This window comes from Mesorhizobium sp. M2A.F.Ca.ET.046.03.2.1 (assembly GCF_003952425.1).
In the GTDB taxonomy this organism is placed as follows: Bacteria; Pseudomonadota; Alphaproteobacteria; order Rhizobiales; family Rhizobiaceae; genus Mesorhizobium.
The window spans coordinates 4,753,884-4,766,856 of sequence record NZ_CP034449.1; the positions used below are offsets into that span (position 1 = coordinate 4,753,884).

Consider the following 12,973-nt stretch of genomic DNA (forward strand, 5'->3'; position numbering starts at 1 on the left):
TCAATCAGCATCATGTCAAGCGACACTCTAGCGTCTCTGCGCTCGCGCTATCTCCCCGATCATCTGATCGGGGAGATCATGTCCAAGCGATGGATCGACAACGCCATCCCGTTCACCGCGCTGGTGCTTACCGTGCTGGTGATGGGATCGATCATTCCCGACTTCCTGTCGCTGTCCAGCTTGTCGGATCTCGCCCGGCAGTTCGCCGAATTCGGGCTTGTCGTCCTGGCGCTCACCGTCGTCATGATCTCGGGCGGCATAGATCTCTCAGTGGCCTCGGTCTTTTCGCTGGCCGTTCTGTTCTCGCTCATCGGCGTGAATGTCTACGAGCTGCCCGTGCCGGCTGTTCTCGCCGGCATTCTCGGCATGGGAATGATCTGCGGCGCCATCAACGGCGTGCTGATCGGCTATCTGCGGCTGCGCGCCTTCCTGACGACGCTGGTCAGCCTGATCATCTTCCGCTCGCTCTACGAGATCGTCTTCGTGCGCATGTCGACCTCGATCATGTCGGGGTTCTCGATGTCGGATCTGTGGGTGTTCATCGGCGAAGGCACGGTGCTCGGCATTCCGGTGTCGCTGGTGATCACGCTGACCATCGCGCTTGCCTGGCATCTGGTGCTCTCTCGCATGCGACCCGGCTGGCGGTTGACGGCCGTCGGCGGGGCGCGGCGCTCGGCCTTCAATGCCGGGATCAATGTGCGCTTCATGGTGTTCCTCACCTATGTCGCGTCGAGCACCATGTGCGCGCTGGCCGGCTTCCTGTTCGCCGCACGCCTCGGCAGCACGGGGTCCGACACCGGCGTCGGCCTGGAGGTCCAGGCGCTGACCGCCGCGGTGCTCGGCGGGACCGCAATCGGCGGCGGCCGGGGCTCCGTCGCCAAGGCCATCATCGGCAGCCTGCTTGTGCTCATGCTGACCAACGGCCTGATCAATCTCGGCATCAGCGGTCCGATAAACTCGACGATCCTCGGCGCGATCCTTTTGCTCGCCGTCTTCGTCGACATGCGCTGGCAGAAGCACCGCCACCGCATCCTGGCCAAGGTCTATGTCTCGCCCGCTTATCTGTCGCTGCCGCCTTCGCCGCAGGTCGATGCGCCCGGCTCACCCTATATGCTCAACGACCGCCTGCGCTCGGTCGAGATCATTGGCCTCGGCGAGATCGAAGGGCCGGAGGATGTCATCCTCGATCGCGACGACAATCTCTATTGCGGCACCCGCCACGGCGACATCGTGCGCTTCTTCGGCCCCGATCATAAGCGCTCGGAAGTGTTCGCGCATATTGGCGGCCATCCGCTCGGCATGGCCTTCGACAAGTCCGGCAATCTGCTCGTCTGCATCGGCGGCATGGGGCTTTTCCAGGTGGCGCCCGACAAGACGGTCACCAAGCTGACCGACGAGACGAACCGCAGCTGGTTCTCGGTGGTGGACGATTCGCGCCTTCGCCTTGCCGACGACGTCGATGTGGCGCCGGACGGCCGCATCTATTTCAGCGAGGCGACCATCCGCTACGAGCAGGAGGATTGGGCGACCGATGCGCTCGAGAGCCGCGCCAGCGGGCGCATCATTTGCTACGACCCGCGCACCGGCAAGACGCATACGGAAATCCCGAAACTAGTGTTCGCCAACGGCGTCGCCATGTGCTCCGACGGGCAATCCTTCATGTTCGCCGAGAGCTGGACCTGCTCGATCAGCCGCTACTATTTCGACGGTCCGAAGAAGGGCAGGACCGAGAAGGTGATCTCCAATCTTCCGGGTTACCCAGACAACATCAACCGCTCTTCCGACGGCAATTACTGGCTGGCGCTGCTCGGCATGCGCGGGCCGGCACTCGATCTAGCACTGCGCATGCCCGGCTTCCGTAAGCGCATGGCCCGTCGCGTCGCGCCGGACCAGTGGCTCTATCCCAACATCAATACCGGCTGCGTGGTGAAGTTCAACGAGAAGGGCGAGATCCTCGACAATCTCTGGGACCTTGGCGGCCTCAACCATCCCATGATCACCTCAATGCGCGAGCATCGCGGCTGGCTCTATCTCGGCGGCGTCTCCAACAACCGCATCGGGCGCTACCGCCTGCCCGATGCCGACCCGAACTGGTGCGCGCAGGACGCCTATTGGGGCGCCCGTTCATGATCGGCGCGATCTGGAAAGCCTGGGCCAATTTCCGCGGCTTCGATCTCACCGGCAGCACCGTGCCGCCGATGGACGGGCCGTTGCGGCCGAACGCGAAGCTCGACGCGATGCCGGTGCTGATGCAGCTCGACGGCGTCGACAATCTCACACCCGCGCATGACGGCATCCTCTGCTCTTCCGGCAACAACCTGCTGACCCTTTCAACCAGCGGCGATGCCTCGCAATTTGAGCTGAGCGCGCGTTGTCCGATGGATGGACTGGTGACCAGCATCGCCGCCCTGGACGAAAACCTGGCGATTGCGGTCGAAGGTCGCGGAATTCTCCTGGAAAGCCCCGGCACCGCCTCAAGGCCGCTGAAGGTCGAAGGCATCAATCCTTCTTGCGTGACGGCCATGGTCTTCGCCGATCCGACGACATTGTTCGTCGCCGTCGGATCGGATCGCCACGCGGCGAGCGAATGGAAGCGCGATCTGATGACGAAGTCGGCGAGCGGCTCGGTGTGGCGCATCGATACCCGCAGCGGCCGCGCCGAACGGCTTCTGGGCGGGCTGGAGTTCGCGGCAGGCCTGGCGCTTTCGGGAGAGGACATCTTTGTCGCTGAAGCGTGGCGGCATCGCGTCCTTGCGCTGGCGGGCGGCTCACAGCCCCGCGTCGCGCTTGCGGCCTTGCCCGCCTATCCGGGTCGCATGACGCAGTCCGCCTCGGGCGGCTTCTGGCTGGCGATGTTCGCGCCCCGCAATCCGCTGGTCGAATTCGTGCTCAAGGAGGACGAATACCGGCGCCGCATGGTCGACACGATCGATCCGGCCTACTGGATCGCGCCGGCGCTTGCGACCGGAAAGAGCTTTCTCGAGCCGATCCAGGGCGGCGCGCGCAAGAAACTCAATATGCTCAAGCCGTGGTCGCCGGCATGGTCGACCGGCCTGGTGGTGCGATGCGACGACCGCATGGCCATGCTGCGCAGCTACCAGAGCCGTGCCGACGGCGATGTCCATGGCGTGACGTCGCTCTGCGAGACAGGTGGCAGGCTGATCGCCGGCGCCAAGGGCTCGGGCAAGATCGTGGCAATCGACGACGAGACGGCGGCATGAATTCACTGGTTCAACTGCGCGGTGTGTCCAAGGACTTTCGCGGCGTGCTCGCGATCTCGGACGTCAACCTCGACGTCCGTCCGGGTGAGATCCATGCCATCCTCGGCGAGAACGGCGCCGGCAAATCGACGCTGATGAAAGTGCTGGCCGGCGTCTATCAGCCGTCCTCGGGCGAGATGGTGCTGGACGGCAAGCCGACGGTTTTCAACTCGCCTTCCGATGCGCTCGCGCATGGCGTCGCCATGGTCTTCCAGGAGACCAATCTGGTTCCGTCGATGTCGGTCGCGCAGAACATCTATCTTGGCGACGAAAAACTCTTCAACCGCCTGCGCGGCCTCAACATCCAGGCGCAGCGCTATCTTTTGTCGCTCAATTTCTACGTCGACCCCACGTCGCAGGTTTCCACCCTGGGCGCCGGCAAGAAGCAGATGGTCGAGATCGCGCGCGCCGTGCATCATCATGCCCGGCTCATCATCTTCGACGAGCCGACCGCGACGCTGACGCCGGAAGAGAAATTCCACTTCTTCAACCTGGCGCGCCGGCTGAAGGAGCAAGGCATCGCGATCATCTTCATCAGCCATGCGCTGGAGGAAGCGCTTTACCTGTCGGACCGCATCACGGTGATGCGCGACGCCAAGGTCGTCGTCACCGACGACACGCGCAATTTCGACCGCGATCGCATCGTGCAGGCGATGGTCGGACGGAGCCTGTCCGGCGAGCTCTATGCCGGCGAGAAGCGCAAGGCGCGGCCGATGGGCAAGAAGATCCTGAGCGTCGAGAACCTGTCGATGGGCAATACGGTCCGAAACACCTCCTTCTCGGTGTTCGCGGGGCAGGTCACCGGCATGTTCGGCCTGGTCGGGGCGGGGCGAACGGAGACGATGAAGATCGTCGCCGGCGTCTTGAAGCGCGACTATTTCCACGGCGGCACCGTACGCTTCGAGGACCGGCCGGTCCGTTACCGCACGCCACGGCCCGCTGTGCGCGACGGCGTCGTCTATGTCACCGAGGACCGCAAGATCGAAGGCTTCTTCGAGACGATGACGATTGCCAGCAACGTCCAGCTCGGCGCGCTGGCGACCGGCAGCAATCCGCTGACCGCTGTCACGCCGCGCAATGCGCGCGAGCTTGCCACGGCCTGGACCAAGCGACTGGGCGTCAAGGCGATCGATGCCGATGCGCGCGTGATCGAGCTGTCGGGCGGCAACCAGCAGAAGGTCGTGCTGTCCAAGGCGCTCATCCAGAAGCCGAAGCTGGTCATCCTGGACGAGCCGACGCGCGGCGTGGATGTCGGCACCATCGTCGAGATCCACAACTTCATCAACGAGCTTGCCGACAGCGGCATGGCGGTGGTGGTGATCTCGTCCTATCTGCCTGAGATACTGGCTCTCTCGGACCGTATCCTCGTTGCGCGGCAGGGGCGCGTCGTCGAGGAGATGGACATCGCCGAGGCCAGCGAAAGCCGCATCATGTACGCGGCCGTTCACTGAACAGGCCGGCCCCGGCCGCCCGGCTCAGTGCAGGCCTGGGCGACGGGACCTACCACCTGTTCGTAGGCAGCACGAACATCTGCGCGATCTGGACATGCGGCGGCTGGCTCAGCGCGAACATCACGCAGCGCGCCACGTCCTCGGGGTCAAGCGCCATGCCGAAGCGCTCGAAATATTGCCGCGCCGCTTCCTCGTCGCCGCGGTGGCGGGTCGTGACGATGCTGGTGCGCGTCAGGCCGGGCATAATCTCGATGACCCGCAGCGGCGTCTCCGCGAGCTCACCGCGGATGATGTCGCTCAGCATGTGCACGCCTGCCTTGCTGGCCGAGTAGGGCGCCTGCTCGGGCACGATCCGGAGCGCGCTGATCGAGCTCATGTTGACGATGTCGCCGCGGCCGCGCGCGACCATGCCGGGCAGGATCGCGCGCGTGACGCGCATCAAGCCGATCAGATTGGTCTCGATGATGGCAGACCAGTCATCCGCCGATCCCTGGTCGAAACGGATGCGGCCGCCAATATCGTGGCCGGCATTATTGACCAGTATGTCGATGTCGCGGAATTCCGCCGGCACCTGTTCCAGGCAAGCGTCGACGGCCGACGCGTCGGTGATGTCCAGCGGGAGCGCAAAGACCTCGCCGCCCAGTTGGTTTGACAACGCCTGAAGCGCCTCGGCCTGCCGGTCGGCAAGCACGATGCGCGTGCCGTCGGCCTGGAGGCTTGTCGCGATGGCTCTGCCGATGCCGCTCGCGGCGCCGGTGACGAAAGCTGTCTTTCGCCGAACTGTCATTCAGCGTCCTCCATGCGCCTTCCCGCTCAAGCCGCTCTTCGCGGCCTGGCCTTTTCCTTGGTGGCGCAGAGCGGCATCAGCCGGCCGGCATCCTTCTTGGACTCCAGCCGGTCGATGAAGTCCTCGATCGACCTTGCGGCCTCGCCGCCCACGATCGGCGCGGCGGCCGATCTGAAGCGCTCGCGGATTTCGGCTTCGGTCGCCGGGATCACATCCGGAAGCCCCATCGACAGCTGCCGCCCGTCCCCGAGCACGACATCGATGCTGGCGCCCTGCTTGGCCGGAAACTGTGCCGTCAGTTCGTCGCTAGCCGAGAGGTCGCTGGCATCGATCAGCCGCAGCGTCTCCTTATCCCGCAGGTCCCTGTAGTTGTCTTCCGAGAGACGGCCGCTGGCGAACACCGCTGCAACGCCATAAGGAATGCTCATCTTGGCCTGGAGTGAACGCTCGAAGGGGCCGGTGTTGTCACAACCCGGATAGGCCGCCGCGGCGGCGGGGACACGGATGTGGATCCGCTCGACGGGGGCTGCGCCGGGACCGATCATCTCGACGAGCTTGAGCGCGGTCTGGCAGGCCGTCTGGGCGAAATTACAGGCAGGCGCCGCCTTGTGGTAGACGGCCAGGATATCGGCCTCGCCGTCGGGGAAGAGCTGCACCGGCCCCCGCATCGGCCGGCGTGCGAAGGCGGCGAAGTAACCGGATTTTCCCTCAAGCACGTCCGGGCTGCCATAGGCACCGGCGGCCGCAAGCTGGACCGCCATCCAGGCGTTGCGCGCGGCAAAGCCCGGATGAAAGAACATGTCCGATCCGCCGCTCTTCGGCCACTGGTTGAGGCCGGACGACGTGTTGGCGGCAAAGGCGATCGCGGCCGCGGTCTGTTCCTTGTCGAGGCCGATGAACCGCGCGGCGCCACATCCCGCGCCGATCGGAGCCACCAGCCCCGTCGGCCTGAACAGTCCCGAAAGCTCGCGGTCGATGAGCATCCGGCCCAGCCGCCCGCCGACCTCATAGGCGACGATTGCCGCCCGCAGCAGGTCGATCCCCGAAACCGTCTTCGTTTCGGCGAGCGCCAGCAGCAGCGGCCAGACGACGACGCCGTGATGGCATACGGATCCGGCGTGCATGTCCTCGCGGACCAGCCCATGCCCCTTGACCGCATTGACGAAGGCCGCGTCCGCCGGTGTGGCCTGCCGACTTTCGCCAATGATGTGGCCGCCGCGCGCCGGCGTCACCGCGGCCAGCGCTTGCTGGCTCGGATCGAGCGCGGACGCCTCGAAGGCGCAGCCGAGGAAATCGAGCAGACAAAGCTTTGCCTTGGCGGTGACGGCAGGACTGAACACTTCCAAGGGCAGGCCGGCCAGCGTGTCGGCCAATTGCTTCGTGAAGCTTGCCATTTCCCAAGTCCTCCGCGGTTCCCACCTTCAGGCGCGGATTTCTATTCCCGCCCATTCTTCGACGATGCGTACCATCGAAGTGAAGTCCGAGTCCGGTCCGAAACGGGCATTCGTGGCGGCGAGCATCTGTCTTACCAGCGAGCCCGCGACCATCGGCACGCCGAGATTCTCCGCCTCGTCGACGCACATGCGGACGTCTTTGTAGGAGAGGGCGGTGGCGAAGCCGAAATCGAACGTTCCCGGCAGCACAGCGCGGGGAAACTTGTCCTGGGTGGCGCTGTTGCGGCCGCTCGAGGCATTGATAATGTCGCACATGATGCGCGGGTCCAGCCCGGATTTCACACCCATCGCCAGCGCCTCGGCCGAGAGCAGGATGACGGCCGCCGCGATCATGTTATTGCCGAGCTTGGCGACCTGGGCGGTGCCGGCGTTTTCGCCACAGTAGAACCGCTTGCCGAAATTGGCCAGCACCGGGTCGATCTCATCGAACACCGACTTCTTGCAAGAGACCATTACCGCGAGCGAGCCGCTGCTGGCTCCGGCGATGCCGCCAGAAACCGGCGCGTCGACCCAGGCGATGCCGCGGCCGGCCAGCTCCGCCGCGATGGTCTTGGCCATGCTGGGCCCGGTCGTTGACAGGTCGATCACCACTTTGGCTTTCGCGCCCGATGTCAAGCCATCGGCGCCGAGCACGACCTCCTTGACGATCGGCGGCGTCGGCAGGCTGCAGAACACCACCTCGGCCTCGTCGGCGACGGCGGCGGCCGTGGCGGCCACGCTTATAGAATTGCCCGGCAGGTCCGTGGCGGCATCCGGCCTGCGGTCATGGACGATGACATGGTGGCCCGCTTCAGCAAGCCGTCTTACCATAGGCGCGCCCATGCGGCCGAGCCCAACGAACCCAAGCGTTCGAGTCTGCAAAGTTTTTACTCCGGGAAGGCCGCCTGGTGCAGACGGCCATGAGCTAGCAAATAAGCCAATTCCAGAGCGCAGCATAAGCTTCGCTCGCCGCATAACAGCTTTGCAGGGCGCCGGTTGGGCCTCCCTTGTCAACCATCGCTCAGTGCCCCAAACTCAGGCGTTTGCCGCGTGCTTCGACAATGCGGTTTCCCGCATTCGAGCCAAGGGCCGCACCTGATGTTCGATCTGAAGCAACTGCAGCTTTTTACCGCCGTGGCCGAGTTCGGCAGTTTCTCACGCGCGGCGGTGGCGCTTTCGATTAGCCAGCCGGTGCTCAGCCGGCAGATCAAGTCGCTCGAGGACAAGGTCGGCGTCGCGCTGCTCTATCGCAATGGCCGCGGCATCGTGCTTACGGAAGCCGGCAAGATCCTGCAAAGCTACGCTGTGGCCCTGCTTGAGCAGGCCGCGCGCGCCGAGACGGAACTGGCGGCGCTGCGCTCGAACCCGCGTGGCACGATCGTGCTCGGAATGCCGCCCTCGGTCGGCGTCGTGCTGACGGCGCCGCTGGTGCAGAATTTCCGCGTCCAGTTCCCGCAGGTGAGCCTGAGGGTGATCGAAGGCTTCAGCGGCCATCTGCTCGAATGGCTGGTGATGGGCAAGATCGACGTCGCGGTCCTGTACAACGCGCCGAGGATGAACAATCTTCTGGCAGAACCCATCCTGCGCGACGAGCTGTTCCTGCTCGGCGCCAAAAACGACCCACACAATCTCGGGCCAGGCCCTGTCGATGCGGACGTGATGTCCCGGCTGCCGATGATCCTGCCAGCGAGGCCGCATGGCCTGCGCGTGGTGCTGGATCACATTCTCGGGTCCGCCGGCATCGAGCCGAATATCGAGGTCGAGGTCGACGCCATGCCTTCGACCTTGCGGCTCGTCGAAGCGGGGATAGGCTACACCATCCTGTCTTATTCAAGCTGCCACAACCTCGTTGCCGAAGGCAGGATCAACTACTGGCGCATCCGCAATCCCCCGATCGAGCGGGAGCTGCTTCTGGCCACGTCCAGCCAGCGGCCAACCACGACGGTCATACGCGCGCTGACGACGCTCATCCGCGATGAGGTGCGTGTCCTGCGCAAGCTCGGGGTCTGGGAGCCGCGTCCGCCGTCTCCTGGCCCTGAACCTGCCGCTCACCTCGGACGAGTGGGATAAGGAGCGAGCCATGCCGGACGCGCGGGAAGGTACGGCGCTCCTCGGCATTGCCGGACGCAGATTCTCCGCTTGGGCTTCAGCGGTTCTCGCTATGAGGGGGGGCGTTCTTTCGTGCGAAAGGCGGTCTGCCGCGTCGCATTGGTTAGGATCTAACCCTGCCCGCGCTCGCACGTTGCCCGCACGCCGTGAGGCCATGCGATATACAAGATCTTCTTCGGCTTCCGCCCTCGAAGCCTGCGGCCGCAAGCTGACGTCTGCTTGCGGCCCGAATAGGATGCTGACCACCTCGACGTTGAGCGACGCTGTGGCGGACTGAGCGGATTCTTGGCGGTTTGTTACGCAGATTAAGGTCGCTTCGATCTTGAAGGACTTCAATAATGATCTAAGTGTATGAAATCATTGATTTATTAGGAAAATTCTGGCGGAGAGAGCGGGATTCGAACCCGCGTTACGGTTTCCCGTAAACACACTTTCCAGGCGTGCGCCTTCAACCACTCGGCCACCTCTCCGTCCTTGACATCTCGCGCCGGCCGGTTTTGCCGCGCGGGTTGGGGAGATGCTCCCGTGGGAAGTCCTCGACGGACATGGTGTGCCTTCAACCGGCGGGCAACCCTTCCCTGCACCCGCTAGCCGTCTAGGCAAACAGGCGCGGGGCTCATCTAGTCGATCCGAAAGCGAATGCCAAGCCATAATGGCGATGCAAAGGCTTTTGGCCGTGGATGGCCTCGAAGGCCGCCGCAACGAGGGCGTGCCGCGCGTTCGCGTGATGTATGCGGGCCGACCCGTAAGACCGTTCGCGCCTAAGCTGCAGCCTGGTTTCAGCGTGCGTGAGAGGGTGGACAGCGATCTGCAGGCAATGTCGTGGAAGTCGACAAGGTGACCGCATTGGGGGGAATCTCCGCCGTAAGCTCGCGCAGGGGCATTGAGCCGGATCAAATTCCTTGCAGCCGTCGCCTTGCTATGTTGCTCGCTTCCCGGGACAAGGTTGAATGCGCATCGCGATCCTGTCTGACATCCATGCCAACCGTGAGGCGTTCGACGCAGTCCTGGAGGTCGTTCGGGAGCAGGCGCCGGACCAGCTGGTTCTGCTTGGCGATCTGGTCGGCTACGGGCCCGATCCTGTCTATGTGGTCGAGAAGGCCGCCGATCTGGTGGAGGGCGGCGCGTTCTGCATCAAGGGCAACCACGATGAAGCGGCGGCCTTGGGCCGGACCGACATGACGGAGAACGCGCGGGCCGCCATCGAGTGGACTCGCGAACGGCTCGCCCAGGAGCATCTCGACTTTCTCGCGCAGCTGCCGCTTTCGCTCCGGTCCGAAGACCGGCTGTATGTGCACGCCAGCGCGGAGCGGCAGGAAAAATGGTTGTACATACGCGACGTCGACGCGGCAGAACGCTGCCTCTCCTCAAGCGATGCCCGCTTCATCTTCTGTGGCCATACCCACGTTCCAGCCATTTACTATGCTTTGCCCGGCAGACGGCCGGTTCATTTTCGGCCGCTGGACAATGTGGGGGCGCCCTTGTCCGAGCTTAGGCGGCATCTTGTCATCGTCGGGGCGGTCGGCCAGCCGCGTGACGGCAACCCGGCCGCCTGCTTCGCGCTTCTCGACACGGAACGGCGTGAGGTGACGATGGTGCGCGTTCCTTACGATCATGAAGAAACCGCCCGCAAGATTCAGGCGTCAGGCTTGCCCGGGTGGCTCGGCATGCGCTTGAAGATCGGCCGCTAGTCAACCTGGAGGCGATGGATGCAGAAGTTCGAGGCAGGGGCAAGCATCGATGGTTTCGAGCTCGTCGAGCGGCTTCAATCCGGCGGCATGGCAACGCTATGGCGCGCGAGAAATCCGAATTTCGATTTCCCGCTTCTGCTGAAGATACCGTTTCTCGACCCGGGCGGAGACGTTTCCGTCATTCTCGGCTTCGAAGCCGAGGAACTGATCCTCAAACGCCTGTCGGGTCCGCATGTGCCACGCTTCGCGGCATCCGGAAGCCTGGCGAAGGTTCCCTATATTGCCATGGAGTTCGTCGCCGGCATCGGTCTGGCGGAGCTGACGAACCGCGCGCCACAGCCGCCGGACGAGGTGGCAAGGATCGGCGCGGAAATCGCGAAGGCGCTCGCCGCCTTGCACCGCCAGAAGGTCGTCCACCTAGATCTCAAGCCTGAAAACATCATTCTGGCCGAGCGCGGCGCCGTGCTCCTGGACTTCGGCCTCGCCCGCCATGCGGAGCTTCCGGACCTTCTCGGCGAAGAGAGTTCCGTGCCGATGGGCACGGCAGCCTATATGTCGCCGGAACAGGTGCTGGGCGAGAGGTCCGATCCCGCAAGCGATATATTCGCGCTGGGCTGCATCCTCTATCAGCTCGCCACCGGCGAGGAGCCGTTCGGGCGTCCGGCCACCTTCGCGGGAATGAAGCGCAGGCTCTATCATGCGCCCAAGCCGCCGCGAGACATCGACAAGGCCGTGCCGAGGTGGCTGGAGGCCGTCATTGTTCGATGCATGGAAGTCGATAGATCCAGGCGCTATGGCGAAGCGGCGCATGTTCTTTCGGATCTCAGGAATCCCGATCAGGTTGTGGTCGCCAGGAAGAGCGCGCCATCGAAGGAACGGGCCTGGGGAGCGATCAGGAACTTCTTCCGCAGAACGGACGAGAAGTCGCTGGTTGGCAAGGCGGCGAGCTCGGCAGTGCGCGCCGGACCGCCGATCGTCTTGGCCGCGGTCGACCTTGCCAATGGAAGCGATGCGCTGGCCGGCGAGGTTCGCAACGAAACCGCGCGTGTCCTTGCGGCACGTCCGGATTCCTGGCTGGCCTGCGTGACCGTGTTGAAGACCGAGATTGTCGGCAAGACACCGGATGTCGATGAATCAGGGCGCCTTGTCTATCTGCAGCGGCTGGTCGCGCTGAAGGACTGGGCGCGTCCGCTGCATCTGCCGGAGGACCGCATAAGCTATCACGTGCTGGAGGCGGTCAGTCCGGCCGACGCGATCCTCAACTATGCCGAGCACAATGATGTCGGGCACATCGTTGTCGGCGCCCGATCCTCTTCGGCAATTCGCCGCCACCTCGGCAGCGTGTCGACCAAGGTCGTGGCGCGGGCCCTTTGCTCGGTGTCGGTCGTGCGCTTGAAAGCGGTCGAGGAGGAAAGGCGGCTGTCGCCGTGAAGTGGTCGGTGCTCTGCAAGCGAGCTTGACTTCGGCCTTGCCTGCCTGTCGACTGCTTGCAGAATTGCATTGGGCTTTGCGAGGGGCATTGTCCTGACATGGCATCGATCGACCAGCAACCCGCGGGGCGGCCGGACAGCGGGCTTTCCTTCATCCCAGTGGCCTGGCTCGTCATCGTCATGGGCCTGTCGGCCTATGGCCTGATCTCGAACTGGCGGCTGATCGGCGACTTCAGCCTGCCGGATAACGTCCTCTTCCTGATCTATGGCGGCCTCGCCGGCGGCGTCATCACCATTCTGTGGGGGCTGTACCTGCTTGGTCTCGCCTTCAACCGATCGGCCCGTTTCCCGCGCCACTACACGATCTGGCAGGTCGCCATCATCATATGGATCCTGGTCCGCCAGGCCTATGTGCTGCTGGTGTCCGACTTCGTGTTCTCGGCCGAGGGGCTGGGCTTCACCGTCGCCGAGATCGCCGTCGGCCTGCTCTGTATCTATCTCCTGCGCAACGGGGCCGGCGCAGAGACGGTCTACGCCAACCTGGAGACCGAGCGGCCGCCGGTCTTCGTCTCGATCTTCGCCGCGCTGCTCGGCATCATCCTTGGCGGCGTGATCGGCGCATTTGGTGGGTTCTTCGCCGGTTCGCTGATCGCGGACCTGACGCATATGAGCTGCTTCGAGGGCGCCTGCGGATTTTTCGCCGCTTTCATCGGGCTGGGCGGCCTGATCGTCGGCGCGATCGCCGGCGGCATTTTCGCAATCTGGCGGGTCAACCGGCGCGGGCCGCCGCGGGCTCGGTAATTTCAAGGTGT

Annotated in this window: 10 protein-coding genes and 1 tRNA gene; 7 read left to right on the forward strand and 4 right to left on the reverse strand. The window is 64.3% G+C overall.

The features are described 5' to 3' along the window. The first annotated feature begins 12 nt into the window (after positions 1-12). Genes EJ072_RS22695 through EJ072_RS22705 form a run of 3 tightly spaced genes read left to right on the forward strand, consistent with a single transcriptional unit; the run spans position 13 to position 4,711 of the window. Positions 13-2,130: an SMP-30/gluconolactonase/LRE family protein gene (locus tag EJ072_RS22695; protein WP_189343079.1), complete on the forward strand. Its 2,118-nt coding sequence runs from the start codon at positions 13-15 to the stop codon at positions 2,128-2,130. Continuing rightward, positions 2,127-3,221 carry a strictosidine synthase gene (locus tag EJ072_RS22700; RefSeq protein WP_126081385.1) on the forward strand — a complete coding sequence of 365 codons (1,095 nt, stop codon included), beginning with the start codon at positions 2,127-2,129 and terminating at the stop codon, positions 3,219-3,221. Before EJ072_RS22695 ends, EJ072_RS22700 begins: the two co-directional genes overlap by 4 nt. After that, complete coding sequence (locus tag EJ072_RS22705; protein ID WP_126081386.1) at positions 3,218-4,711, forward strand: sugar ABC transporter ATP-binding protein; 1,494 nt, start codon at positions 3,218-3,220, stop codon at positions 4,709-4,711. Before EJ072_RS22700 ends, EJ072_RS22705 begins: the two co-directional genes overlap by 4 nt. Positions 4,712-4,760: 49 nt before the next feature. Here the strand turns inward: EJ072_RS22705 and EJ072_RS22710 are convergent, their stop codons facing one another. Genes EJ072_RS22710 through EJ072_RS22720 form a run of 3 tightly spaced genes read right to left on the reverse strand, consistent with a single transcriptional unit; the run spans position 4,761 to position 7,813 of the window. Continuing rightward, a complete protein-coding gene (locus EJ072_RS22710) occupies positions 4,761-5,498 on the reverse strand; it encodes an SDR family oxidoreductase (protein ID WP_126081387.1) in 738 nt (245 codons plus the stop codon). Positions 5,499-5,524: 26 nt separating this feature from the next. Continuing rightward, positions 5,525-6,892: an MmgE/PrpD family protein gene (locus EJ072_RS22715; protein ID WP_126081388.1), complete on the reverse strand. Its 1,368-nt coding sequence runs from the start codon at positions 6,890-6,892 to the stop codon at positions 5,525-5,527. 27 nt (positions 6,893-6,919) lie between these two features. Continuing rightward, on the reverse strand, positions 6,920-7,813 hold the full coding sequence (locus EJ072_RS22720) for an NAD(P)-dependent oxidoreductase (RefSeq protein WP_126081389.1): 894 nt from the start codon (positions 7,811-7,813) through the stop codon (positions 6,920-6,922). 216 nt (positions 7,814-8,029) lie between these two features. Between EJ072_RS22720 and EJ072_RS22725 the strand changes: the two genes are divergently transcribed. Beyond that, positions 8,030-9,001, forward strand: a complete 972-nt coding sequence (locus EJ072_RS22725; RefSeq protein ID WP_126081390.1) for a LysR substrate-binding domain-containing protein — start codon at positions 8,030-8,032, stop codon at positions 8,999-9,001. A 419-nt stretch (positions 9,002-9,420) separates the two neighbouring features. Here EJ072_RS22725 and EJ072_RS22730 read toward each other — a convergent pair. Continuing rightward, a tRNA-Ser gene (locus tag EJ072_RS22730) sits at positions 9,421-9,510 on the reverse strand. A gap of 480 nt (positions 9,511-9,990) precedes the next feature. On the opposite strand from EJ072_RS22730, the gene EJ072_RS22735 reads away from it, so the two are divergent. The 3 genes from EJ072_RS22735 (at position 9,991) to EJ072_RS22745 (ending at position 12,962) form a co-directional block, all read left to right on the forward strand. After that, positions 9,991-10,731 (forward strand): metallophosphoesterase family protein, encoded by a 741-nt coding sequence (locus EJ072_RS22735; RefSeq protein WP_126081391.1) that lies wholly within the window; start codon positions 9,991-9,993, stop codon positions 10,729-10,731. Between the two features lie 18 nt (positions 10,732-10,749). Beyond that, positions 10,750-12,162 carry a bifunctional serine/threonine-protein kinase/universal stress protein gene (locus EJ072_RS22740; RefSeq protein WP_126081392.1) on the forward strand — a complete coding sequence of 471 codons (1,413 nt, stop codon included), beginning with the start codon at positions 10,750-10,752 and terminating at the stop codon, positions 12,160-12,162. A 98-nt stretch (positions 12,163-12,260) separates the two neighbouring features. Continuing rightward, positions 12,261-12,962: a DUF2569 family protein gene (locus tag EJ072_RS22745; RefSeq protein WP_126081393.1), complete on the forward strand. Its 702-nt coding sequence runs from the start codon at positions 12,261-12,263 to the stop codon at positions 12,960-12,962. The last annotated feature ends 11 nt before the right edge of the window (positions 12,963-12,973 follow it).

What these genes read in the sequence shown, in the direction of transcription:
- EJ072_RS22715 (WP_126081388.1), bottom strand. Translation starts at nt 6,892, where the DNA reads ATGGCAAGCTTCACGAAGCAATTGGCCGACACGCTGGCCGGCCTGCCC.
- EJ072_RS22725 (WP_126081390.1), top strand. Translation starts at nt 8,030, where the DNA reads ATGTTCGATCTGAAGCAACTGCAGCTTTTTACCGCCGTGGCCGAGTTC.
- EJ072_RS22740 (WP_126081392.1), top strand. Translation starts at nt 10,750, where the DNA reads ATGCAGAAGTTCGAGGCAGGGGCAAGCATCGATGGTTTCGAGCTCGTC.
- EJ072_RS22700 (WP_126081385.1), top strand. Translation starts at nt 2,127, where the DNA reads ATGATCGGCGCGATCTGGAAAGCCTGGGCCAATTTCCGCGGCTTCGAT.
- EJ072_RS22745 (WP_126081393.1), top strand. Translation starts at nt 12,261, where the DNA reads ATGGCATCGATCGACCAGCAACCCGCGGGGCGGCCGGACAGCGGGCTT.
- EJ072_RS22695 (WP_189343079.1), top strand. Translation starts at nt 13, where the DNA reads ATGTCAAGCGACACTCTAGCGTCTCTGCGCTCGCGCTATCTCCCCGAT.
- EJ072_RS22735 (WP_126081391.1), top strand. Translation starts at nt 9,991, where the DNA reads ATGCGCATCGCGATCCTGTCTGACATCCATGCCAACCGTGAGGCGTTC.
- EJ072_RS22705 (WP_126081386.1), top strand. Translation starts at nt 3,218, where the DNA reads ATGAATTCACTGGTTCAACTGCGCGGTGTGTCCAAGGACTTTCGCGGC.
- EJ072_RS22710 (WP_126081387.1), bottom strand. Translation starts at nt 5,498, where the DNA reads ATGACAGTTCGGCGAAAGACAGCTTTCGTCACCGGCGCCGCGAGCGGC.